General features: G+C 73.7%; 22 protein-coding genes. 14 read left to right on the top strand and 8 right to left on the bottom strand.

The genetic code is table 11. The features are described 5' to 3' along the window. Positions 1 to 10 precede the first annotated feature (10 nt). A complete protein-coding gene (locus BLT39_RS10835) occupies positions 11 to 556 on the top strand; it encodes a LytR C-terminal domain-containing protein (RefSeq protein ID WP_242658311.1) in 546 nt (181 codons plus the stop codon). Here BLT39_RS10835 and BLT39_RS10840 read toward each other — a convergent pair. Continuing rightward, positions 553 to 1,368 (bottom strand): inositol monophosphatase family protein, encoded by an 816-nt coding sequence (locus BLT39_RS10840; protein ID WP_091062586.1) that lies wholly within the window; start codon positions 1,366 to 1,368, stop codon positions 553 to 555. The genes BLT39_RS10835 and BLT39_RS10840 overlap by 4 nt on opposite strands. Positions 1,369 to 1,441: 73 nt before the next feature. On the opposite strand from BLT39_RS10840, the gene ppgK reads away from it, so the two are divergent. The 5 genes from ppgK (at position 1,442) to BLT39_RS10865 (ending at position 7,779) form a co-directional block, all read left to right on the top strand. Next, on the top strand, positions 1,442 to 2,185 hold the full coding sequence (ppgK, locus tag BLT39_RS10845; protein WP_091062588.1) for a polyphosphate--glucose phosphotransferase: 744 nt from the start codon (positions 1,442 to 1,444) through the stop codon (positions 2,183 to 2,185). 56 nt (positions 2,186 to 2,241) lie between these two features. Beyond that, entirely contained in the window at positions 2,242 to 3,594 is a 1,353-nt protein-coding gene (locus BLT39_RS10850; RefSeq protein ID WP_278246967.1) for an RNA polymerase sigma factor, read from the top strand. Between the two features lie 319 nt (positions 3,595 to 3,913). After that, the gene (locus BLT39_RS10855; RefSeq protein WP_091062590.1) at positions 3,914 to 4,126 is read left to right on the top strand and encodes a DUF7455 domain-containing protein; all 213 of its coding nucleotides are present in this window, start codon (positions 3,914 to 3,916) and stop codon (positions 4,124 to 4,126) included. Positions 4,127 to 4,270: 144 nt separating this feature from the next. Next, the gene (locus BLT39_RS10860) at positions 4,271 to 6,667 is read left to right on the top strand and encodes a VanW family protein (RefSeq protein WP_207507851.1); all 2,397 of its coding nucleotides are present in this window, start codon (positions 4,271 to 4,273) and stop codon (positions 6,665 to 6,667) included. 56 nt (positions 6,668 to 6,723) lie between these two features. After that, positions 6,724 to 7,779 carry a YihY/virulence factor BrkB family protein gene (locus BLT39_RS10865; protein ID WP_091062592.1) on the top strand — a complete coding sequence of 352 codons (1,056 nt, stop codon included), beginning with the start codon at positions 6,724 to 6,726 and terminating at the stop codon, positions 7,777 to 7,779. Position 7,780: 1 nt separating this feature from the next. Here the strand turns inward: BLT39_RS10865 and BLT39_RS10870 are convergent, their stop codons facing one another. The 7 genes from BLT39_RS10870 to BLT39_RS22415 all read right to left on the bottom strand — a co-directional run bounded on the left by BLT39_RS10870 (position 7,781) and on the right by BLT39_RS22415 (position 12,881). Next, the gene (locus BLT39_RS10870) at positions 7,781 to 8,005 is read right to left on the bottom strand and encodes a DUF3039 domain-containing protein (protein ID WP_091062594.1); all 225 of its coding nucleotides are present in this window, start codon (positions 8,003 to 8,005) and stop codon (positions 7,781 to 7,783) included. Further along, complete coding sequence (locus BLT39_RS10875) at positions 8,002 to 8,337, bottom strand: DUF3099 domain-containing protein (protein WP_242658313.1); 336 nt, start codon at positions 8,335 to 8,337, stop codon at positions 8,002 to 8,004. Before BLT39_RS10875 ends, BLT39_RS10870 begins: the two co-directional genes overlap by 4 nt. 58 nt (positions 8,338 to 8,395) lie before the next feature. Then, a complete protein-coding gene (locus BLT39_RS10880) occupies positions 8,396 to 8,980 on the bottom strand; it encodes an HhH-GPD-type base excision DNA repair protein (RefSeq protein ID WP_242658314.1) in 585 nt (194 codons plus the stop codon). A 466-nt stretch (positions 8,981 to 9,446) separates the two neighbouring features. After that, positions 9,447 to 10,097, bottom strand: a complete 651-nt coding sequence (locus BLT39_RS10885; protein WP_091062597.1) for a CBM96 family carbohydrate-binding protein — start codon at positions 10,095 to 10,097, stop codon at positions 9,447 to 9,449. Next, positions 10,094 to 11,530: a GGDEF domain-containing protein gene (locus BLT39_RS10890; RefSeq protein WP_131801467.1), complete on the bottom strand. Its 1,437-nt coding sequence runs from the start codon at positions 11,528 to 11,530 to the stop codon at positions 10,094 to 10,096. The genes BLT39_RS10885 and BLT39_RS10890 overlap by 4 nt, the downstream gene beginning before the upstream one ends. Continuing rightward, positions 11,527 to 12,186, bottom strand: a complete 660-nt coding sequence (locus tag BLT39_RS22410) for a signal peptidase I (RefSeq protein ID WP_165640239.1) — start codon at positions 12,184 to 12,186, stop codon at positions 11,527 to 11,529. Before BLT39_RS22410 ends, BLT39_RS10890 begins: the two co-directional genes overlap by 4 nt. Before the next feature lie 29 nt (positions 12,187 to 12,215). Next, positions 12,216 to 12,881: a hypothetical protein gene (locus BLT39_RS22415; protein ID WP_165640240.1), complete on the bottom strand. Its 666-nt coding sequence runs from the start codon at positions 12,879 to 12,881 to the stop codon at positions 12,216 to 12,218. A gap of 263 nt (positions 12,882 to 13,144) precedes the next feature. Between BLT39_RS22415 and BLT39_RS10900 the strand changes: the two genes are divergently transcribed. The 8 genes from BLT39_RS10900 to lepB all read left to right on the top strand — a co-directional run bounded on the left by BLT39_RS10900 (position 13,145) and on the right by lepB (position 23,426). After that, a complete protein-coding gene (locus BLT39_RS10900) occupies positions 13,145 to 15,310 on the top strand; it encodes a putative bifunctional diguanylate cyclase/phosphodiesterase (RefSeq protein WP_242658315.1) in 2,166 nt (721 codons plus the stop codon). Positions 15,311 to 15,810: 500 nt separating this feature from the next. Next, on the top strand, positions 15,811 to 17,895 hold the full coding sequence (locus BLT39_RS10910; protein ID WP_242658316.1) for a M14 family zinc carboxypeptidase: 2,085 nt from the start codon (positions 15,811 to 15,813) through the stop codon (positions 17,893 to 17,895). A 181-nt stretch (positions 17,896 to 18,076) separates the two neighbouring features. Continuing rightward, positions 18,077 to 18,490 (top strand): response regulator, encoded by a 414-nt coding sequence (locus BLT39_RS10915; protein ID WP_165640241.1) that lies wholly within the window; start codon positions 18,077 to 18,079, stop codon positions 18,488 to 18,490. A gap of 134 nt (positions 18,491 to 18,624) precedes the next feature. Further along, positions 18,625 to 19,305 (top strand): response regulator transcription factor, encoded by a 681-nt coding sequence (locus BLT39_RS10920; RefSeq protein WP_091062611.1) that lies wholly within the window; start codon positions 18,625 to 18,627, stop codon positions 19,303 to 19,305. A 12-nt stretch (positions 19,306 to 19,317) separates the two neighbouring features. Further along, on the top strand, positions 19,318 to 20,610 hold the full coding sequence (locus tag BLT39_RS10925; protein ID WP_091062612.1) for a sensor histidine kinase: 1,293 nt from the start codon (positions 19,318 to 19,320) through the stop codon (positions 20,608 to 20,610). Between the two features lie 139 nt (positions 20,611 to 20,749). Continuing rightward, complete coding sequence (locus BLT39_RS10930) at positions 20,750 to 22,330, top strand: multicopper oxidase family protein (protein WP_091062614.1); 1,581 nt, start codon at positions 20,750 to 20,752, stop codon at positions 22,328 to 22,330. Continuing rightward, entirely contained in the window at positions 22,327 to 22,926 is a 600-nt protein-coding gene (locus BLT39_RS22420) for a hypothetical protein (protein WP_165640242.1), read from the top strand. Before BLT39_RS10930 ends, BLT39_RS22420 begins: the two co-directional genes overlap by 4 nt. After that, a complete protein-coding gene (lepB, locus tag BLT39_RS22425) occupies positions 22,893 to 23,426 on the top strand; it encodes a signal peptidase I (RefSeq protein WP_165640243.1) in 534 nt (177 codons plus the stop codon). Before BLT39_RS22420 ends, lepB begins: the two co-directional genes overlap by 34 nt. Positions 23,427 to 23,477 lie beyond the last annotated feature (51 nt).

The following is a 23,477-nucleotide window of genomic DNA, read 5'->3' on the forward strand; positions in this document are numbered from 1 at the left end:
TGGAGCGCAGTTGACCCAGACCAGCGAGCGGCGCCCGGCCCGCGCCCGCCGCGACCGCCGTCCCCTGGTCCCGGTCATGTTCCTGCTGGTGCTCGCGCTGGCCGCCGTCTTCGTGTGGTGGAACGTGTTCCGCACCGAGGCTGCCGGCGCCCGCGCCGACGCCGCGGCCTGCTCCAGCGCCGAGGCCGCCGCGCCCTCGCTGGACCCGACCACCGTGCAGATCCGGGTGCTCAACGCCACCGACACCGCCGGCCTGGCCGGCACGGTCGCGGCGACCATGCAGTCGCGCGGGTTCGTGGTGACCGAGGCCGCCAACGACTCCTCCCCCCGCCGCGGCGAGGTGACCGGCGCGGGCGAGGTCCGCTTCGGCCCCCGCGGCGCCGAGACGGCCCGCTACGTCGCGCTGTTCCTGCCCGGCGCCGGGAGTTACCAGGACACCCGGGCGGACGCGACCGTCGACCTGGTCATCGGCCCGGAGTTCACCGAGCTGGCCACCCCCGAGGCGGTCGCCGCCGCCCTCACGCCGGCCGCGAGCGCCTCCGCCGCCGCCTGCTAGGGGGTGTGCGCCCGGGCGACCAGGGCCCGGAAGTCCTCGGCGATGCCCGCGGGGGCGGCGGTGACGAGCGGGTCGGCCATCCGCTGGCCGGTCGTCACCTGCACCTCGAGGCCCGCCTCGGCGGCGACCAGGCAGGCCGCGGTGAAGTCCCAGGGCTTGAGGTCCAGCTGGTAGAACGCGTCGATCCGGCCCGCGGCCGCCAGGCAGATCTCCACCGCCGCCGACCCCCACCGCCGGACGTCGCGCACCTCGGGCAGCAGCCGGGCCAGCACCTCGCCCTGCCACGTGCGGATCCCGCGGTCGTAGGCGAACCCGGTGCCCACCAGCGTGACCTCCAGGCTGGCCGGCGCCGAGCAGCGCAGCGGGGTGCGCCCGCCGCCGGACTCCACCCAGGCGCCGCCGCCGAGCACCGCGGCGTACACCTCACCGGTCGGGACGTCGGCGACCACGCCCACCGTCGGCACGCCGTCCACCTCGGCGGCGATGCAGACGGCGTAGGACCCCAGCCCGTAGAGGAAGTTGACCGTGCCGTCGATCGGGTCGACCACCCAGCGCACCCCGCTGGTGCCCGGCCGGGAGGCACCCTCCTCACCCAGCACCCCGTCGTCGGGGCGGGCCGACAGCAACCGGTCGACCACCAGCTGCTCGCTGGCCTTGTCCACCGCCGTGACGACGTCGACGGTGGTCGTCTTGCTCTGCACGTCGTCGGCGGCGCGGGCCCGGCCGTCGGCGACGAGCGCGGCCGCCTCCCGGGCGGTGGCCAGCGCCAGGTCGAGCAGCTCGGCGGGGTCGGGACGCACGTCGGAGGTCACAGGCTGATCCTGCCGGGTGAGGTCGCGCGCGGCTGGTGCAACCGTGCGCGACCCGGATCACTAGCCTGTCCGCGTGCAGGGCTTCGGAGTCGACGTCGGCGGCAGCGGCATCAAGGGATGCCTGGTGGACCTGGACCGGGGTGAGCTCATCGGGGAACGGGTCCGCATCCCCACCCCGCAGCCCGCCCTCCCGGACGCGGTGTGCGACGTCATCGCCGACGTCGTGGGCCAGTTCGGGTACGAGGGCCGGGTGGGCGTCACCTACCCCGGGGTCATGAAGAGCGGCGTCGCCTACACCGCCGCCAACATGGACCCGTCCTGGATCGGCACGAACATGGCCGCGGCCGTGGAGACCCGCATCCCGGGCACCGTGCAGACCCTGAACGACGCCGACGCGGCGGGCCTGGCGGAGATGGCCTACGGCGCGGGCAAGGGCCAGCGCGGCCTGGTGCTCATGCTGACCTTCGGCACCGGCATCGGCAGCGCGCTGTTCATCGACGGCCGCCTGGTGCCCAACACCGAGTTCGGGCACATCGAGGTCGACGGCAAGGACGGCGAGAAGGCAGCCTCCGCCGCCGCCCGCGAGCGCGAGGACCTCTCCTACCCCGACTGGGCCGCCCGGGTGGACCGGTACCTGGACACCCTGGAGCGCGGGCTGTGGCCCGACCTCATCGTGGTCGGCGGCGGGGTCAGCAAGAAGGCGCACAAGTGGGTGCCGCTGTTGTCCACCCGCACCCGCGTGGTGCCCGCGGAACTGCTCAACGACGCCGGGATCGTGGGCGCCGCACTGGCCGCGGAGCAGCGCATCGGCCAGTAGCCGATCGCGCACAATCCTTCCGGACCGGCCGCGTGCCGGATCCCGCTGCCGCGGACGTGACCGTCGCTACACTGTCGGCGTCCCGGAGCGTCGCCGGCCAGCCTGACGGCCCCGGGGAACGCGCCGCAGCACGGGAAGGAACTCGAGTGCCCGCCGCCAAGTCCGCCAAGGCCAGCGCCACGGCCCCCGCCGCCGCGAAGCGTCCCCGCAGCCCCAAGCCCACCATCGCGCCCTCCCCCGGTCAGGACTCCCCCGAGGGCACCGTGCTCACCGCCGTCGCCACCGAGGACAGCACCGTCGCCGTGGTCGGCGGCGGGCAGGGCCTGGCGCTGGACGAGTCGGCCGTCGTCGGCAAGGACGGCCTCGCCGAGGGCCCGGAGGACGACGACGCCGACGGCGACGCCGGCGCCCCCGCCGCCGAGTCCGAGTGGGAGGACGAGGAGGAGTCCGAGGCGCTGCGCAAGGCGCGCAAGGACGCCGAGCTCACCGCCTCCGCCGACTCCGTCCGCGCCTACCTCAAGCAGATCGGCAAGGTCGCGCTGCTGACCGCCGAGGAGGAGGTCGACCTCGCCAAGCGGATCGAGGCCGGCCTGTACGGCTCCGAGCGGCTGCGCCAGGTCGAGGAGACCGGCGCGAAGCTCACCCCGCAGATGCGGCGGGACCTGAACTGGATCGTGCGCGACGGCGAGCGGGCCAAGAACCACCTGCTCGAGGCCAACCTCCGGCTCGTGGTGTCCCTCGCCAAGCGCTACACCGGCCGCGGCATGGCGTTCCTGGACCTGATCCAGGAGGGCAACCTCGGCCTGATCCGCGCGGTGGAGAAGTTCGACTACACCAAGGGCTACAAGTTCTCGACCTACGCCACCTGGTGGATCCGGCAGGCCATCACGCGGGCCATGGCCGACCAGGCCCGCACCATCCGCATCCCGGTGCACATGGTCGAGGTCATCAACAAGCTCGGCCGCATCCAGCGCGAGCTGCTCCAGGACCTCGGGCGCGAGCCCACCCCGGAGGAGCTGGCCAAGGAGATGGACATCACCCCCGAGAAGGTGCTGGAGATCCAGCAGTACGCCCGGGAGCCGATCTCGCTCGACCAGACCATCGGCGACGAGGGCGACAGCCAGCTCGGTGACTTCATCGAGGACTCCGAGGCCGTCGTCGCCGTCGACGCGGTCAGCTTCACGCTCATGCAGGACCAGCTCACCTCGGTGCTGCAGACGCTGTCCGAGCGCGAGGCCGGCGTCGTCCGGCTGCGGTTCGGCCTCACCGACGGCCAGCCGCGCACGCTCGACGAGATCGGCCAGGTCTACGGCGTGACCCGCGAGCGGATCCGCCAGATCGAGTCCAAGACGATGTCCAAGCTGCGCCACCCCAGCCGCAGCCAGGTCCTGCGGGACTACCTGGACTGAGGTCGCCCGTGCGCCCGGTCACGGCCGCATCACGTTTCCCACTCCGGTGGGGGAGCTCGGGGTTGGCGGCGGCACCCGCCGGGCATCAGTCGTATCGTGGAGCCGTCAACGAGAGCAGCGGAACCACGCAACACCGATGGACCAGTGCGATCCCTGCTCACCCGTTCCACAACCCAGGTCCTGCACCACCCGGCACACCGCGTGCGGCGCGTCGGAGGGCTGGAGGGCCGGATCGGGAACACCGGGGGTCATCCTGGCGCTGTGCAGGAGGCCGATCCGCGAACGCGGGTCCGTGCGGTAGAGAGCGAGTGATGACCAGATGCCCCAGACCCTGACGAACCGTTCCACCGATGACCTGGTCGTTCCCTTCCACTGCGACCGGTGCGGTGCACTGGCCAAGGTGCGGGTCGTGCTCGCGAGCGGCAGCGACCTCGTGTTCTGCGGGCACCACGCCCGCGAGTACGACGCCAAGCTGCGCGACATCGCCATCGAGATCATCGACGCGGACAGCGAGCAGCCCGTCACCGCCTGACCGAGGCGCTATCGTCGCGCACAGCGATGGAGCTCTCACCCGACGACGCCGCCGGCGCCCACCCCTCCACGGGGCGCGGTACCGGCGGCGTCGCCGCGTCCGGAGCCCCTGGACCGGCCGACCGACAGCGAGCGTGACCCAGCGATGAGCGACGAGACCCCCCGCCGCGACTCTGACCCTCGACCCGAGGGTGAGACCCCGGTCGGCGACGACCGCACCGCGCGGTTGCAGCCCGACGGCACGGTGGGGTCCGGTCGCCCGTCGGCGCCGCCCGCCGCCGAGCGCCCCCGCCCCGTCGCCCCGGGCTGGGGCGACCAGACCCCCGTCGCCCCGGCCGGCCAGCCGCTCCCGGTGAACCCCCGACGGCGCGCCGCCGACGCCGGCACGCCCGACCCCCTGCCGGTCGACCAGACCCCGACCGGTGAGCTGCGCGCCGGCGCGCGCCCCGAGGAGCCCGACTCCACCCAGGTGATCGGCGCGGTGCCCGCCGCTGACGACCCGGCCGCGGAGCCGGACCAGCGGGCAACCGCGGAGCAGGCCGACGAGCCCGCCGACGACGACGAGCCCCACGACGACGATGCGCATGGCACGGGCGCCGACGACCGCGGGGACGACGACGTCGCCGACGTCGAGCAGACGGCCGAGGTGCCCGCGGCGGTCGTCCCCCGCGACGTGTTCGACGACCCCGCACCGACCACCGTCGCGGCGCCGCCGGCCCACCCGGACGGCTCCCCCGACCCGCTGGTCGGTCCCGCCGACGGGTCCGCCGGGTCGGGCCGGTCCCGTTGGCGCCGGCCCGCCGTGCTGGTGCCCGCCGCCGTCCTGCTGGCCCTGGGCGTGGCGTACGCCGTCGACCTGGCGGTCGCCGGCGACGACGTCCCCCGCAACACCGTCGTCGCCGGCGTCGACATCGGCGGCCTGTCCCCCGCCGCGGCCTCCCAGGCCCTGGCCGAGCAGCTGGCCCCGCGGGTCACCGCCGACCACGTGCTGGTGGCCGACGACGTGCAGGGCGTGCTCTCCCCCGCCACCGCCGGCATCACCCTCGACGTCGACTCGACGGTGCGGGCTGCCTCCGGTCAGCCGCTGAACCCCTGGACGCGGCTGGTGTCGGTGTTCTCCGAGCGCGACGTCACCCCGGTCATCACCGGCGAGGAGACCGCGCTGGCGGCCCAGGTGGACGCGTTCGCCGAGACCGTCGACCGGGCGCCGGTCGACGCCACGATCGCGCTGGAGGGCACCACGGCCACCGTCGTCCCGGCGGTGACCGGCCGGCTGCTGGACCGCGAGGCCGCGGGCGAGGCCGTCACCGAGGCCCTGGCCTCCGGCGGTGACCCGCAGACCCCCATCGAGCTGCCGGTCGAGACCGTCGACGTCCAGGTGGAGGACTCCGCGGCGCAGCAGGCGCTCGACGAGGTCGTCACCCCGGCCGTGGCCGCCCCGGTCACCGTCAGCGGCGACGACGGCACCTCGGCGGAGCTGAGCCCCGAGGGCATCGCGGCGGCGCTGCGCTTCGCGGCCGGGGACGGCGGCGCGCTGGACGTCTCGCTGGACCCCGCCGCCCTGCAGACCGCGCTGGGCGACCAGCTCGGCGAGTTCGGCACCCCCGCCCAGGACGCCCGGTTCCAGATCACCGGCGACACGATCGCCGTCGTCCCGTCGGTCGACGGCACCGGCATCGACCCGGCCGCGCTGGCCTCCTCGCTGCGCCCGGTGCTCACCGAGCCCGCGCCGCGGGCGGTGACCGCGAGCCTGGGGGCCGTGCCGGCGGAGTTCACCACCGACGAGGCGAACGCCCTGGGCATCGTGGAGCCGATCAGCTCCTTCACCACGAACTTCACCAACTCCGCCAGCGGCACCAACATCCGGGTGGTGGCCGAGTTCGTCGACGGCGCGGTCGTGCTGCCGGGTGAGACCTTCAGCCTCAACGGCTACACCGGCCCGCGCGGCGAGGCCCAGGGCTACGTGCCCGCGGGCGTGATCAACAACGGCGAGTTCACCCAGGCGGTCGGCGGCGGCATCAGCCAGTTCGCCACCACGATGTTCAACGCGGTCTTCTTCGCCGGCCTCGAGGACGTCTACCACAAGCCGCACAGCTACTACATCAGCCGCTACCCGGCCGGCCGCGAGGCCACGGTCTACTACGACTCGATCGACCTGCAGTGGCGCAACGACAGCCCGACCGGGGTGTACGTGCAGACCCAGTGGGTGCCCGGGGCCCTGACGGTGACCTTCTGGGGCACCCAGCGCTACGACGTCGAGTCGGTCAGCAGCGACCGGTACAACGTGCGCACCCCGGTGGTGCAGGAGAAGCCCGACGACGGCAACTGCAACCCGCAGGCCGGGGCGAACGGCTTCGACATCACCGTCACCCGCATCTTCAAGGACCCCACGACCGGCGAGCAGCTGCGCACCGAGGACTTCGACACCCGCTACGCCGCGGAGCCGGTCATCCGGTGCGTGCCGGTCGCCCCGGCCGCCCCGGAGTCGACCGCGCCGGGCGCCCCGGCCCAGCCGACCGGTCGTCGTCCGCGGCGGACCTGACCCCTCCGGGTGGGCGTGTCCGCACGGGCGCGCCACAGCTCCGGCACACTGGGCCGGTGGCGACCGTCCTGCCCTCGGGCTCCCCGGCCTCCGCCGGCGACCTCGGGGCCGGCGGTGCCGCCGCCGCGCCGGACACCGAGGAGCCCGCCAGGCGCCGCTCGCTGGTGTCCCGGCTGCCCGCGCCGCTCCGGGTCCCCCTGCAGGTGCTCGGGCGCACCGTCGCCAAGGCCTGGCAGGACCGCATCCTCGGGCTGTCGGCGGAGGCGTCGTTCTGGCAGATCCTGTCGGTGCCGCCGCTGCTCATCGGGCTGCTGGGGTCGCTGGGCTACCTGGGGTCGTTCATCGGCGACTCGGCCGTGGCGGAGATCGAGGCGCGGCTGGTGCAGCTGGCCTCGGAGGCGCTGACCCCCGCCGTCGTCGACAGCCTGGTGCAGCCCACGCTCACCGACATCCTCGGCTCGGGCCGGCTCGACGTGGTCAGCCTGGGCTTCCTGCTGTCGCTGTGGGCCGGGTCCTCCGGTGTCGCGACCTTCATGAACACCAGCGTCATCGCCTACGACCAGCGCGACATCCGCGGGCCGATCCGCACCCGGCTGATGGCCCTGGGGCTGTTCGTCGTCGCGCTGGTCCTGGCCGTGCTGTCGCTGCCGCTGCTGGTGCTCGGGCGCAGCGCCCTGGTGTCGCTGCTGCCCACCGACCTGCAGTCGACGGCGACCGTGCTGGTGAACGCGGTGTACTGGCCGCTGGTCGCGATCGTCCTGGTGCTGGCCCTGACGAGCTTCTACCACGTCACGCTGCCCCGGCGGCTGCCGTGGGTCAGGCACCTGCTGGGCGCGGTCTTCGCGGCCGGGTTCTTCATCGGCGCCGCGCTGGTGCTGCGCACCTACGTGGCCGACGTCCTCACCACGGCGCTGCCCTACGGCGCGCTGGCCGCACCGATCGCGGCCCTGCTGTTCTGCTTCTTCCTCGGCATGGCGGTGCTGCTGGGCGCCGAGCTCAACGCCACGGTCGAGGCGCGCTGGCCGTCCGGGCAGCGGCGGCACGACCGCCGCCGGCGCCGCCGCCGGGCCGCCAAGATCGAGCTCGAGGCCCGGAAGCTGGGTCTGCGCTAGCTCACTTCTTGAGCTGGGCGTAGACCTCCTTGCACGGCTCGCACACCGGGCTGCCGGGCTTGGGGCTCTTGGTCACCGGGAAGACCTCGCCGCACAGCGCCTCGACCAGGGTGCCCATGACGGCGCTCTCGGCGATCTGGTTCTTCTTCACGTAGTGGAAGACCTCCGGCGGCTGCGAGGTGGTGTTCTCGCGGACGTCCGGGCGCTCCAGGATCTCGGTGCTCACGGCTCCGAGTCTATGACCCGCCCGGCGCTGGGCCGGGCCTCGAGGATCCGGTCGGGCGCGGGCACCTTGTACCGGTTGACGTCGACCTTCTTCTTCGGCGGCCGGTCGTTGGCCATGACCACGGCGATCCACGGCAGCACCGTGCCGAGGACGGCGAAGATCGCCATCAGCCAGAGGGTCTGGTAGAAGATCGCCGCCAGCATCACGCTCACGATGCGGATCAGCATGGTGATCACGTACCGCTTCTTGCGGGCAGCGTGCTGGTCACCCAGGCTCGGCTGCGCCTCCGTGATGAGCACCGGCTCGTTGCGGGTCTCCCGGTTCGTGGTCACGCGACCCATCGTGCCACCGGATCGGGTACCCCCGCCGGGCGTGGCGGGAAATCCCGTTTCAGCTGGTCTTCTTCGCCTTCGCAGCGGCCTTGGCGTCCTGCTTGAAGGCCCGCACCTCGGCCAGGCTGGTGGGGTCGACGACGTCGGCGACCGAGCGGCGGGCGCCGTCGGTGCCGTAGTCACCGGCCGCCTCCCGCCAGCCGGACGGCGTCACGCCGTACTGCTTGCCGAGCAGGGCGACGAGGATCTTCGCCTTCTGCGCACCGAAGCCGGGCAGCTCCCCGACCCGCCTCAGCAGCGTCGCGCCGTCGGGGACGTCGGCCCAGAGGTTCTCCGCGCGGCCCTCGTAGCGCTCGACCAGCAGCCGGCACACCGCCTGGGTGCGCTCGGCCATGGAGCCCGGGTAGCGGTGCACCGCCGGCGGCCCGGCGAAGACGGCCTTGAGCGCGTCGGGGTCGGCGTCGGCGATGGCCGCCGCCGACAGGGTGTCCGTGCCGAGCCGCTGCGCCAGCAGCGCGGGCCCGGCGAACGCCCGCTCCATGGGGAACTGCTGGTCCAGCAGCATCCCGATCAGCAGGGCGAGCGGGTCGCGGCCGAGCAGGTCGTCGGCGGCCGGTTCCTGGGCGATCCGGATGGTCGGCACGCCGGCAGTCTGCACCATGCCCACGGGCAGCACTGGCGATCATCGACGTCGCCAGCTGCCACCTCGGCGAGTCCTTCACCGTGCATCAGCCTCGACGCCTCGATCAGGTCGCCCCAACCGAGCGGTGTCGAACCCGGGCGATGACCTGACCGCCGCGCACCGGGAGGTCCAGGCCCACGGGGCCGTGGGGGAACGCGCCATGGAAGCGTCCTGGCCGACCAGCCAGGCTCGCCGTTGGCCCAACTGCTGCGGGTCGCTGACCACACCACCGCGACTCGGAGCTGGGCAAGCCCCGCTCGATCGTGCATGACGCCAGGCGCGTCGCCGGGCTACCGGGTGGTCGCGATCCCGGTCTGCGTTCCGGGCCGGGTTACCGCTGGGCCGGGAGGCCACCGGACTGGCTGGGAACGATGCGGCCTCCGCGGGGCGGTCCTGGGTGTTGCAAGACCGCCCGCGTCCTGGGGCCTCAGCCCCAGGAGAGGACCAGCTGGGGTGGGTTGGACCCTTCGCGACTGCTGTAGGTCTGCAGGTCGTTGCCGGTGGTCTCGTCGGCGTCCGCGATCTCGATGCCGCCGTTGCCCTCGGCGTACAGCCCGGTGACGATGCTCTGCACCGGCCACGTCTGCCAGCCCGGGCTGGCAGGGGTCGAGGTCGTCGCGGCCCCGGTCGCGGTCGTCGTGGGCTGGGTGGACCAGGTCACCGCGGTCTCGCTCCAGGACGTCGTCGTCAACACGCGGCGGGCCACGATGCTGCGCACTGAGTCGTTGCTGGACAGGTAGAGGCGCAGGCTGACGCCGCTGAGGGTGCAGCCCGCGGGGATCGTGGGCAGGGCGAACCGGACCAGGGAGCGGTTGAGCCCACCGTTGCCGGACCGGACCAGCAGCGTGGTCGTGGTGCCGTAGTTGGCGTTGGCCGGGGATTCACGGATGGTGGCGTCCTCCGAGGCCGTGACCGTCACGGTGGTCGGGTTGACGCACCAGGTCCCGGAACCGACCTGGTCGGCGGTGTTCGTCGTGCTGGCGGTGAAGGCCGCGGTCGAGGTGACCTGGGTGAGCGCCACGGTCCCGGCCGCCGCCAGGACGAGGACGGCCGCCCGCACCCAGGTGGGGCGGCTCACCGGGTCGCCACCGCACCGGCCGCGCCGGACCGCTGCGCCCGTCGTCCGCGCTTGACCTCGTACATCGCCTCGTCGGAGGCCCGGAGGACCGCCTCGAGGTCCTCGCCGGCGGTCGAGGTCGCGGTCCCGATGCTGATACCCACCCGCGCCGTACCACCGGGCAGGAGCACGGGCCGGCCGACCACCAACTCCACCTGCCGAGCCACCGTCGCCAGCTCGAGCGGGTCCGCCGAGGGCAGGAGGAGGACGAACTCGTCGCCGCCGAAACGGGCCAGCGCCGAGCCCTCCGGCCGGGAGGCCTCCAGCCGGGCGGCTATCCGCTGCAGGAGCAGGTCGCCCGCGGCGTGGCCGTGCAGGTCGTTGACCGCCTTGAAGCCGTCGAGGTCGCAGAACAGCATCCCGACCGGGCGGGGCATCCCTGCGGCCAGGTCGATGAGCCCGCGCCGGTTCAGCAGCCCGGTCAGCGGGTCGTGCTCGGCCTGCTGGTGCATGGCGGCGCTGAGCCGGCGGAGGTCAGTGACGAGCGTGGCGTACTCCAGGGTCACCCGGCTCTGTGCGACCAGGAGCTCCAGCGCCTCCACCACGCGGTCATCGCGCCGGCCCTCGGGCACGGTCACCCGCAGCGTGTGGAGGTCGTCGCCCTCGCCGTGCAGCTGCCAGCGGACGTCGTCCGGCCGGCGCCGGGCATCGCCGTCACCGGCCACGACCCGGCCGTCCGCGCTGACGACCCACGCGGACCGGGCACCGACGCGCATCGCCGCCGTTACCAGACCGGTCAGGACGTCGTGGACGTCCGGGCGCACGAGGTCGGCGCCCGCGGCCACCACGCTCGCGAGGAGCTCCGAACGGTCGTCGGCGTCGGCACCCGCGGCGCGGGACCGGACGACCTCGGCGACGAGGTGCTCGCCGAGCAGACCCAGGGGCAGGGCTCCCAGCAGCAGGAGGGGCAGCGTGACGACCAGGGCCTGGAGCGCGGCGACGTCCAGCGACCCCGGGGTGAGGAACTGCGCAACGACGAGCGCGGTGGTGCAGCCGACCCAGGTGACGGCCAGGCCGCTGAGGCCGGCCAGCACGGCTGCCTCCAGGAGGGGCAGCAGCACCAGGACGACGGCCAGCGACCGGGGAGGCGGTCCCGCGACCCAGACGACACCCACGACCACGACGGCGTCGACCGCGACGCCGAGCAGCGCCGAACGCACGCGGTGGCCGGGCCGCCGGAGCCGACGCACCGACACGCGGTCGCCGGCGACCAGGACCGCCGCCCCGAGGCCGAGCAGGGCCAGGGCGAGCGGCCGCTCGACGGTCGAGGAGGGGCCTGGTTCGTAGGCCGCGGCGAGGACGCAGAGGCCGACGACGGCGACGAGCCGCACCTGGGAGAAGGCGCGAGCGGCGACCGTCCTCCCCAGCTGCCGCCGGGAACCGTCGTTGATCATGTCAAGCCTTCCGGGGTGGTGGTGGCGGCGCGTGCGGCATCCAGCCGGCGTGCCAGGTCAACGGTGAGGGCGGCGGGGACGAGGGAACCACCGGCCGACGTGGAGGTACGGGTGCGGCCGGCGAGCAGGATCTCGCCGGGCAGTCGGTGGTCCTGGCGGTTCCAGGGGTCGAGCTCGGGGTCGTTCGCCTTCGGCGCCAGCCACACCGTCGTGACGAGGAGAGCGGCAGCCAGCGCCAGGGAGGTCGTGTCACCCCGCTCGACCCACAGCGACGGCAACCCGATGAAGGGCACCTCCAGGACGGCGGCCCCTCGGACCTGGTCCGGCCGGACGGGGGCAGCGTCAGGTGCGGGGTTCGCGTCCCCCTGGACGACGTAGGTGCCGTCGTCCTGCACGGCGACGACGCGGTGCAGGACCCTCCCGGTCCCGGGCAGGTCGTAGAGCACGACGGTGCCGACGTCCAGCCCGGCGGTGCCGGCGTCGCGGAGGACGACGACGTCCCCCGGTGACACGACCGGCTCCATCGAGCCGCTGGTGACCAGGGTGGGGTGCCACCCCAGGACCAGGGTCGGCAGGACGATCCAGGTGGCCAGACCGAGAGCGACGGTCAGCAGCAGGCTGCTCACCGTCCCGGCCACGAAGGCGGTCGTGCGCACCCAACTGCGTGACGGCGCCCCGGTCCGGCTCAGGCCGAACGCGTTTCCCACGTGAAGCCGAAGTTGGTGGTCCTGTTCTGCGCGTTCTGGTCGTTGGCGACCGAGACGGTGAACCGGAAGGTGCGCGTCTCCCCGCTGGCGGCGGGGTCCCAGGTCGAGATGCCGGTCGCGTAGGAGTTCTTGCTGGACTGGAAGGCCGCGATGGTCCCGGTGTAGAGGGTCGAGGTGGCGCTGAAGCTGCTGCAGTTGCCGAACGCATCGGCGGTGTCGGGACCCACCTCGACGGTGAGGTTGAAGTAGGTGCCGGCATCGCCCGTGACGCCGGCCGAGTACAGGTAGACAGGCCCGGGGTTCACCGTGCCGGTGTAGGTGACGTCGATGCACCGGGACAGGTTGTTGCCGGGGGTCAACGGACCCTCGCTGGCGAACATCGCCGACCCGGAGTCGTTGTCGCTGAGCGCCACCCCGCCGCTGGTGACCGTGTCGGCGGTGTTGTCGGTCGTGGCGACGAATGCGGCGTAGCTGCTTGACGCGACGAGGAGCGCGACCAGCAGGAAGGTCAGGGCGACGGCCGCGAGCTGGATCGTCAGGCCGTTCAGCGATCGTCGACGACCGCTTCTTGGCGCCGCGTTCGAAGGTTTAGTCATACCAAGATCGTCGGCACGGCTGCCCGCCCGTGAAGCACCGTCCGACACCCCTCACCCTTCGTGGTGGTGATGCGGCTCACCGTCGGATCGACACACTGTCGTTCTGGCCGGTCATCCCATGGGGTCATCGAGCCGTGGGCTGATCTGCAGGTCCACCGGAGGGGGTCGATGCCTCATCCATGACCTCTGTTCGGCGATTGGTGCACGGACCCCGACGTCGGGGGTGGAGCTGGCCGTCGACCCTCGTCCTCGGGCTCGTCTACTGCGCCGCGATCACCTGGCGGCCGACCGGCCCTGTCTGGGACCTCGTCGTGGACATCGCCCTCTACAACTCCGTCCTCGTGGTCGGGGTGGCCGCAGCGCTGGCAGCAGCACGCCGGTCCCCCCGGGAGCGGACGGCCTGGCTGGGGGTGGCCTGGTACCTCGGGCTGACGGCGGTGGCGAACGGCACGTGGTCGGTCCTGGACGCCACCGGCCACGGAGACGGGCCCTCCATCGCCGACGTGTTCTACCTCGCCGGCTACGTCGGGCTGTACGTGGCCCTCATCGTGCTGATCCGGGTGCGGGTGCCCAGGTTCCACCCCAGCATGTGGCTCGACGGGCTCATCGGCGGCCTGGGCGGGGCGGCTGTCGCCGTGGCCCTCGTGCTCACACCGTGGCTGGAGCACCTCGCCCCCGACACCGCCACCGCTGTCATCACCCTCGCCTACCCGGTGGTCGACGTCGTCCTCATCGCGGTGCTGATCGGCGTGGCCGCCGTCCTCGGCGTCAACCGCGACTCCACCCTGGCGGCCGTCGGCGCCGGGCTGGTCGCCAACCTCGCCGCCGACATCGCCTTCCTGCAGCAGACGAATGCCGGGACCTACGTGGAGGGCAGCGTCGTCGACGTGGGATGGCTGGTCGCGGCCGCCGGGCTCACCTGGGCGGCCACCCGCGCCCCGGCCGACGCGGTCGACCGGGCCGCCGATGCCCACACGCGGGTCGGGTGGCGCCTGCTGGTGCTCCCCCTCACCTGCAACGCGGCCTCACTCGCACTCCTGGGCGCCGGCTGGGGAGAGCGCTTCCCGCCCCTGGCCGCCTGGTTCGCCATCGCCTGCGTCCTCGCCGGGCTGTGCCGCACAGCCGTCACGTTCCACGAGGTCCGCAGCTTCCACGAGATACGCGAGCAGGCGGTCACCGACGAGCTGACCGGCCTGAGCAACCGTCGCGCACTGCTCGAGGGCGCTGAGCGGGTCGTCGGCCGCGCCACGGCCGCGCGCCCGGCAGCCCTGCTGCTCCTCGACCTCGACCGCTTCAAGGAGGTCAACGACGGGCTGGGCCACGCTGCAGGCGACGAACTGCTCCGCATCCTCGCCCGCCGGCTCCAGGAGGTGACCCGCCCCCGGGACCTGCTGGCCCGCCTCGGCGGCGACGAGTTCGCCGTCGTGCTGCCCGACACCGACGTCGAGACCGCCCGGGCCGTGGCCGAGGGCCTTCGCGACGCCATGGCCCGGGGGGTGACCCTCGACGGGATGCGAGTGCACGTCGGCGTGAGCATCGGCGTCGCCAGCTGCCCCGTCCCGGCCGACTCGGTGACCGAGCTGCTGCGCTGCGCAGACATCGCCATGTACGGCGCCAAGCGGGCCCGGGGTGGGGTGAGAATCTACGTGCCCGACCCCGCCGTCGGACCGATGGACGAACTGCAGTCGATGGACGAGTTGCGGACCGCTCTGGACGACGACCAGCTCGACGTGCACGTCCAGCCCCAGGTCGACGCGACCACCGGCGCTGTGCTCGGCGCCGAAGCGCTGCTGCGATGGCACCACCCCGACCGCGGCATCCTGCCGCCCGCCGCCATCCTGCGCAGCGCCGAGCGCGCCGGCCACCTCGGCGCCGTCGCCGAGCGGGTGCTCGACCGCGGCCTGGCCGCCGCCGCGACCTGGTGGACGACGCACGAGGTGCCCGTCTCGATCAACCTGGCCGCGGTCGACGTCGTCGACCCGTCGCTGCCCGGCCGGGTTGTCTCGGCCCTGCACCGCCACGACCTGCCGCCCCGTGCACTGACCATCGAGGTGGTCGAGGACAGCCTGGTTGCCGATGTCGGAGCGGCCCGCGCGCTGCTCGGGGACCTGCGCGCCCTCGGCGTACGTGTGTCCATCGACGACTACGGGACCGGGTTCAGCTCGCTGGCCTACCTCACCCGCCTGCCCGCAGACGAGCTCAAGCTCGACCAGTCCCTCATCACCGGCATCGTCGAGGACCGCGCCACCCATGCCGTCGTCCGCCACACCGTGGCCCTCGCCCACGACCTGGGGCTGCATCTCGTCGCGGAGGGGGTCGAGGACACCGGAACGGCACGCGTCCTGGCAGACCTCGGCTGCGACCGCATCCAGGGCTGGGTCGTCGCCGAACCGATGCCCCCGGCGGAGTTCTGCGCCTGGCTTGCAGATCGCGGCCAGCTGGCGGCTCTCGACCGGGCGGTCGCCGAGCCCGGGTGACCTCGCCTGAGCCAGGACGGTGCCGAGCTCCGACTCAGCCATGCAGCTCCGGGGTCAGCCGACGTCGAGACGCGGTCGAGACGGTCCCGGCCCTTCGTCCAGCCGGACTGTCCACAGCTTCCTCTTGACACGTGCTGGTCCAGGAGCATGCCGAGCAGCAGGGCGAGCGGGTCGCGGCCGAGCAGGTCCTCGGCGGCGGGGTCCTGGGCGATCCGGATGGTCGGCACGGCCGAAGTCTGCCCCAGCCGGACGTCCGGACCAGGAGCCTGGACGCGGCCGCGGGTGACAGGTCCGACCCGGCGGCCTGCGCGAGGGGATCGTCGTGCTCCGCCGGCAGCTGCTCGGCCATGACCCCCGGCCGCCTCGCTGCGCCGCGGAACCAGATGTGACCGATGTTCACACGAACGTCACGGGACGGCCGTGACGCCCTCGGGGGCCCCTCGTTCTCACGGCAACTGCACAGGTGTTGCAGAGCCGCAACCCAGAACGAGAGGCACCCCTTGCTCCCTCCGCTCCGCAGACGGACCACCCTCGTCGGCCTCGGCACCGCCCTGCTGGTCGGGCTGACCACCACGAGCCCCATCACCACCGCGACCGCCCAGGAGACGGTGTTCGCGCCCCAGCTGGTCAGCATCGACACCCCGACCCGGGAGGCCCGGCAACTGGTGGAGAGCCTCGGGCTCGACACCGCGGGGGCCGGCCCCGGCACCACCGACGTCGTCCTGCACACCCCGGCCGACCTCGACGTGCTGGGCGCGGCCGGTCTCGGCTACGACGTCCGCATCCCGGACCTGGTGGCCCGCTCCGTCGAGATCAACCAGCAGAACGCCGCGTACGCCGCGGCCACCGACCGCTCGCCGTTGCCCTCGGGCCGGGACGCCTACCGCACCCTCGACGACTACGACACCGACATGGCCGCCCTGGCGCTGCACCACCGCGACCTGGTCAAGACGTTCACGCTGCCGCACCGGTCGCTGGACGGGCGGCTGATCCAGGGCATCGAGATCGGCCGGGACGTCAACGGACCGGACACCGGCCTGCCCGTCTTCCTCATGATGGGCCTGCACCACGCGCGCGAGTGGCCCTCCGGCGAGATGACGATGGAGTTCGCCTACGACCTGGTGCTCAACTACGGCCGGGACCAGCGGATCACCGACCTGGTCAACCGGTCGCGGATCGTGATCGTGCCCGTGGTCAACCCCGACGGGTTCGACCGGTCGATCACCGACGGCGCCCTGCTCGACGGCCGGGTGGTCGACGACGGCGGCACCGTGTCGATCCTGGGCACCCCCGGCGCGGCCTACATGCGCAAGAACTGCCGGGTCGCCGACGGGGTCGACACCCCGGACGGCACCTGCCGGCTCGCCACCGCGACCACCCCGGGTGCCTTCGGCGTCGGCGTCGACCTCAACCGCAACTACGGCGCCTACTGGGGCGGGCCGGGTGCCTCCGACCAGTTCGTGAACCCGACCTACCGGGGCGCGACCCCGTTCTCGGAGCCGGAGTCGCAGAACATCCGCGAGCTGATGAGCGGCCGGCAGGTCACGACGATGATCACCAACCACACGTTCTCCGACCTGATTCTCCGCCCCGGTGGCGTCTCCCCCGACCAGGTGGCACCCAGCCAGGGCGTGCCGATCGGCGAGGCCGCCGACGAGGAGGCGATGGCCGCGCTCGGTGCCGCCATGGCCGCGCAGAACGGGTACACCAGCCAGCGCGCGTACGAGCTCTACGACACCACCGGCTCCACCGACGACTGGTCGTACAACACGACCGGCGGCTTCGCCTTCACCTGGGAGATCGGCACCGAGTTCCACCCGCCGTTCCCCGAGGTCGTCGACGAGTACCTCGGTGCGGGTGAGTACGCCGGCAAGGGCAACCGCGAGGCCTACCTCATCGCCCTGGAGAACGCGGTCGACCCGCAGACGCACTCGGTGCTCACCGGCCGGGCGCCGGCCGGGGCGACGCTGCGGCTGCAGAAGAGCGTCGCCACGCCGACCTGGGAGGGCGCGATCCAGGACACCCTGAGCACGACGATGACCGTCGGGGCGAACGGCCGGTACACCTGGCACGTCAACCCCTCCACCCGCCCGGTCGTGATGGACCGGCAGGTGGAGACGCTCTCCGGCGCGCCGGTGCAGCAGCAGTCCTGGACCGGGACGACGGCGCCGCTGCAGTCGACCGACCAGGAGTTCGTGGTCACCCAGGACGCCGACCTGCTCGAGGTCACCCTCGACTGGCCGACCCCCGACGACTTCGACCTCGAGGTCCACCGCAGGGGCGCCGACGGGTCGCTGACCCCGGTCGGCAGCTCCGGCAACTCCATCGGGGAGAAGGAGCGTGTCCTGCTGCAGGACGTCACCGCCGGGACCTACGTGCTGCGGGTCGTCAACTTCGCCTCCGTGGCGCCGAGCTGGACGCTGGATGCGGCGACCTACCAGGCGGGGACGACGACGGTGCCCGGGCTGGTGGAGAACTGGACGCTCACCTGCGAGCGCGGCGGCCAGGTCCTGCAGCGGGTGCCGGTGGTCATCGACCGCGGGCAGCAGCTGCGGGTGGACCTGACCGCCTGCGGACGGCGCTGACGCGGGGCGGGGCGCCGGGCGACCGGCGTCCCGCCCCGCTCGGCGTGCGGCCCCCTCCGCGGGCCGAGGGCCGACGACCACCCCACCCGTGCTGGGGGCCCGGCACCCCCCACGGCGGGTTTGGCGATCGGCCGACCGGGGCGCACCATGGCGCGCGTCGTCCAGCGTCGGGAGGTGTCCGGTGATCTCCGTCCTCGTCGCCGACGACCACGCCTTCGTGCGGCGCAGCGTGGTCGACGTGCTGACCGGGGCCGGCGACATCGAGGTCGTGACGCAGTGCGAGGACGGCGACGAGGTGCTCGCCGCCGTGCAGCTGCACCGCCCCGACGTCGCCCTGCTCGACGTGCGGATGCAGCGGATGTCGGGCATCGCCGCCGCCCGGGAGGTGAGCACCCGCACCGCGACCCGGGTGCTCATGCTCTCCGGGTCGCTGTCGGACCAGCTGCTCGCGGACGCGGCCGACGCCGGCGCCGCGGGCTTCGCCCTCAAGGGCGACGACCCCGCCCACCTGCCCGAGCTCGTGCGGCGGGTCGCGCAGGGCGGGACGGCGTGGGGCCGGCGGCACCCGGCGCTCCCCCGCGTGCCGGAGGTCTGAGCGCGGCGTCTGACCGTTGTCACGCTGCGTGATGACACCCGAAACCGGTTCAGGGACCGACACGGGCAGCATTGACGTGGACGGTCCGGTTCCGCTTCGGTTCAGCGCCATACCGAACGGACGCGGAGGCGGGCATGGCGACGGCGACACCGGACCGGACGAGGAACGCGACGACCCGGGTGCTGGTGGTCGACGACCACCGCAGCTTCGCCGAGCTGCTGTCGGCAGCGCTGGGCGCCGCGGGCATGGAGCCCGTCGGGGTCGCCTCCTCGGCCGACGAGGCGGTCGAGGCGGTCCTGGACCTCCGACCCGACGTCGTGGTCATGGACATCGAGATGCCGCACCAGGACGGGCTGTCGGCCACCCGCCGCATCCGGGCCCTCGCCCCGGACACCGTCATCGCCGTGGTCAGCGCGCACGGCGACCCGGCCTGGGTCGTGCGCGCCAACCAGGCCGGCGCATCGGCCTACATCCCCAAGAACGGGTCGTTGCAGGAGATGCTCGACGTCCTGGGCCGGTGCCGGGCCGGGCAGATGGTCATCGCCCCGTCGACGTTCGCGGGCCACGGCGCGCACGGCGCCCCCGCCGCGCCGGCCCGGGACGTCCCGAGGCTCACCGCGCGGGAGCAGGAGGTGCTCACCTGCCTGGGCCGGGGTCTCCCGGTGAAGACCGTCGCGCGGACCCTCGGCATCACGGTCGAGACCTGCCGGGGGTACGTGAAGTCGCTGCACGTGAAGCTGGGGGTGAGCAGCCAGCTGGAGGCGGTCATCACCGCGCAGTCCCTCGGCCTGCTCGACAGCCCCTCCCGGGTCTGAGCCGGGCATGCGGTGGGCACCGCGTGGCCGGCGTCCTCGCCCCGGCGTGCGCTGACCGCCTTCGTCGCCCTCGGGCTCGGCGTCCTGGTCGTCGTCGCCACGGTGGCGGTCGTGCTGAGCGAGGTCATCGCCCGGCGCAGCGCGCTGGACGAGGCCGCCGGCACGACCGACCGGTTCAGCCGGCTGACCGTCGCCCCCCTGCTCGAGGGCGCGTTGGCCGGGGTGGCCGCGGACCGCGAGAACCTGGACCGGCTGGTCGACATCCGGCTGCGCGACGGGACCCTGGTCTCGGTGGTGGTCTGGGACGCCGACGGCACCGTCCTGTACTCCACCGACCAGTCACTGGTCGGCACCCGGCCGCCGACCGGTGAGGAGTTCGCCCGGGCGCTCGCCGGGACGACCGTCGCCGACGTCGACGAGGACCCCGAGACCGGCCAGCACGGCGCCGGGGGCGCACCGCTGGTCGAGGTCTACACGCCGCTGGCCCTCGCCGGGGAGGACCTGGTCCTGGAGGCCTACTACAGCTACGGCGGCGTGGAGGCGCAGACCAGCCTGCTGCGCCAGCAGATCGTGCTGGTGGCCGTCGGCGGCATGGTGCTGCTGCAGCTGGTGCAGATCCCGGTCGCGGTGTCGATGGCCCGCCGCATCCGGCGCGAGGAGCACGCCCGCGGGGAGCTCGCCGACCGGGTGCTCGCCGAGTCCGACCGGGAGCGCCGGAACATCGCCGCCGACCTGCACGACGGACCGGTGCAGGAGCTCGCCGGGGTCGCCTACACCCTGTCGGCGTTGCGGATGACCGGCGGCGACCTGCGCCCCGAGGTGCTCGACCGGCTGGGCACGAGCGTCGGCGACACCCTGGCCGAGCTCCGCCGCCTCATGGTCGAGGCCCACCCGCCCGACGCCGACGTCGAGGGCCTGCGGCACGCCGTGGAGGCGCTGGCCACCGACCCGGCCGCACCCGGCACGGCGGTCGCGGTGGACGTCGGCGACCTGCCCGAGCTGCCCCCGGCGACCGCGGCCGTGCTGCTCCGCGCGGCCCGGGAGCTGGTCGGGAACGCGCTGCGCCACGCCGGCGCCGACCGCGTGGAGGTACGGGTGCGGGCCGTCGGGGACGAGGTCCACCTGACCGTGCAGGACGACGGCGTGGGCCTGCCCGCCTCGGGGGTGGACCGGCGGGCGGAGGGCCACCTGGGCCTGCGCCTGGTCGTGGAGCGGGCCCGCGACGCCGGCGGGTGGACCGAGCTCGGCGAGCGCCCGGGCGGGGGCACCAGGGTGGTCGTCGCGCTCCCGCTGACGGCCGGCTGACACCCCTCACCCTGCGTGACCACACGGCACCCCCACTAGCGGGTGCCCGGTCTCCCCCCGTCGACGGCTGGGGCGCCCGGACGCACCGGTCGAGGCTCGACCCGGGCCACCCGAGGGCGGTGGCCGATAGGAGCCCACCATGTCCAGCCCCGCCCTGAGCCGCCGGGACGTGCTCAAGGTCTCCGTGCTCGGCGCCGCCGCCCTGGCGCTGCCGTGGCAGGGCGTCCTGTCCGGCAAGAGCGCCTCGAGGATCGCCGCCAGCAAGCTGCCCCGGCCCTACACGGTGCCCTTCACCGTCCCGCCCGTGCTGACCCCGGTGCGCAGCGACGCGACGGCGGACTACTTCCAGCTCACCCAGCAGGCCTTCGTCGGGGAGATCCTGCCCGGCGTCCGCACGCCGCTGTGGGGCTACAACGGCCAGGTCCCCGGCCCGACGATCAAGGCGCGCGCCGGGAAGCAGACCGTGGTGCGCCAGATCAACGCGCTGCCGGCCACCCACCCGGTGCTGGGCTACGTGCCGTGGACGTCGACCCACCTGCACGGCATGCCGTCCAAGCCGCAGTACGACGGCTACGCCGGGGACAACTCGATGCCCGGGCAGTGGAAGGACTACGTCTACCCGAACAACACCACGGCCCGCACCCTCTGGTACCACGACCACGGCGTGCACCACACGGCGGAGAACGTCTACATGGGCCTGGCCGCGCAGTACCACCTGACCGACGCCGTCGAGGCCGCGCTGCCGATCCCCAAGGGCCGCTACGACGTGCCGATGATCCTCGGCGACGTCGCCTTCGCCGCCGACGGGTCGCTGCTGTGGGACGACAACACCCACTCCGGGGTCTACGGGGACGTCGTCCTGGTCAACGGCCGCCCCTGGCCCACCATGCAGGTCGAGCAACGGAAGTACCGGTTCCGTGTGCTCAACGCCTCGATCGCGCGCGGGTACAAGCTGGCGCTGAGCAACGGCCAGCCGTTCCAGGTGATCGCCACCGACGGCGGCCTCATGGCCGCCCCGCAGCAGGTCACCGAGCTGACCATCGGCATGGCCGAGCGGTACGAGGTGGTGATCGACTTCGCCGCCCTGCCGGTGGGCCAGCGGATCCAGCTGGTCAACCGGGGCGTGAAGAACGCCGTCGACTTCGACAACACCAACAAGGTCATGCAGTTCCAGGCCTCCGGCCCGGCCACCGACACCACCAACAACACCGTGCCGCCGGTGCTCGCCAGCCCGCACGAGGCGATGACGCTGACCCCCTCGATGGCCAAGGCCACCAAGAAGCTGCGGCTGCAGCGGGTGAACGAGCTGTGGACGATCAACGGCGAGACCTGGGACGACGTCGAGCGCAGCGACTACGAGCGCATCTTCAGCCACCCCGAGGTCGGGGACGTCGAGCTGTGGGAGATCGAGAACCGCTCCGGCGGGTGGTTCCACCCCGTGCACGTGCACCTCGTGGACTTCCAGGTGCTCAGCCGCAACGGCCGGCCGGCCCCCGCGCAGGAGCGCGGCCCCAAGGACGTCGTCTACGTCGGGGAGAACGAGACGGTGCAGATCCTCATGCGCTTCGGGCCCGAGCACGGGCGCTACATGATCCACTGCCACAACCTCAGCCACGAGGACCACGACATGATGACCCAGTTCCAGGTGGGCGTGCACGACGCCGACTGCGACCCCCGGCACGCCGCCCCGCCCGCCTACGGCACGCCCCCGGCGCTGTGACCGCCGTCCTGCCGGTCGCCCCCGGGCAGCGCCGCAGCGCGCGCGTCGAGCGCGCACCCGTCGCCACGCGGTGGCGGTTCGTCGCCGCGGCGGCGACCGGCGGCGCCGGCGTGCTGCACGGCGTGGCGGCGGCCCAGCACCTCGGCGAGGCCCCCACCCTGACGGCGGGCTTCGTGCTGACCGCGGCGGTGCAGCTGGGGATGGCCGGGTGGCTGCTGCTGGGCCGCCGGGGCTCCGGGTGGGACAGCCGCACGGTGCAGCTGGCCCTGTGGGCCACCGTCGGGTTCCTGCTGGTCCTGCTCGTCGGGCACACCACCGACTGGCTGACCCCCCTGCACGGCACGGCGGCCGGGCACGGCGGGCACGCCACCGGCCACGCGGTCCAGACCGCCGGCGCGGTCGCGCTGGGCCTGGACGCCCCGGTCGAGGTGGAACCGCTGGGCGCGCTCGGCACGACCACCGGGGCGCTCGAGGTGCTGGCCGTCCTCGGCCTCGCCGCCCTGCTGCCGGCCGCGACCCGGCGCCGGACGACGACCGGGCTGCTCGTGCTGGGACTGGCGGCGTGGACGGCGTGGGCCACCGGCGTCCTCGGCTGAGCACCTGTGGCACCGCCCTGGCCGTCACCGCCCTGCTGGTGGTGACGGCCTCGGTGCTGGGCGTGCTGCCCCTCCAGCCGGTGCGCACCGGCTCGGGCAGCATGGCGCCGGCCGCCCCGACCGGCGCGCTGCTGCTGGTGCAGCACGGCGCCGGCCAGGTCGGCCGGCGCGACGTGGTGACGGTGTCGGCCGACGTCACCGGGGAGCCCCTGGTCAAGCGGGTCGTGGCGGTCGGCGGTGACGAGGTCGCCATCGAGGACGGCGTGCTGGTGGTCGACGGCCGGCCGGTGTGCGAGCGCGATGTCGACCCCGACCGCCTGGACGGCGTGTGGTTCGGGCCGGTCCGGGTGCCCGCGGGCTCGGTCTTCCTGCTCGGCGACGACCGGGCCGGCTCGGTCGACTCGCGCGTGTTCGGCGCCGTCCCGGTGGCCGCCCTGACCGGCCGGGTCCTGCTCCGCCTCTGGCCCGCCCCGGCCGCCCTGGACGACGGCCTGTGCTGACCCCCGGCATTGGGGGGTCGGCTCCCCCCAGCGGGCGGCTGGGGTGCCCGC

Origin of the sequence: Klenkia brasiliensis (assembly GCF_900100695.1) — a bacterium.
GTDB classification, from domain to species: Bacteria; Actinomycetota; Actinomycetes; order Mycobacteriales; family Geodermatophilaceae; genus Klenkia; species Klenkia brasiliensis.

Excerpts from the sequence above, each read along its gene's own strand:
- BLT39_RS10920 (WP_091062611.1), top strand. The coding sequence starts at position 18,625 with ATGGCGACGGCGACACCGGACCGGACGAGGAACGCGACGACCCGGGTG.
- BLT39_RS10930 (WP_091062614.1), top strand. The coding sequence starts at position 20,750 with ATGTCCAGCCCCGCCCTGAGCCGCCGGGACGTGCTCAAGGTCTCCGTG.
- BLT39_RS10890 (WP_131801467.1), bottom strand. The coding sequence starts at position 11,530 with ATGATCAACGACGGTTCCCGGCGGCAGCTGGGGAGGACGGTCGCCGCT.
- BLT39_RS10855 (WP_091062590.1), top strand. The coding sequence starts at position 3,914 with ATGCCCCAGACCCTGACGAACCGTTCCACCGATGACCTGGTCGTTCCC.
- BLT39_RS10860 (WP_207507851.1), top strand. The coding sequence starts at position 4,271 with ATGAGCGACGAGACCCCCCGCCGCGACTCTGACCCTCGACCCGAGGGT.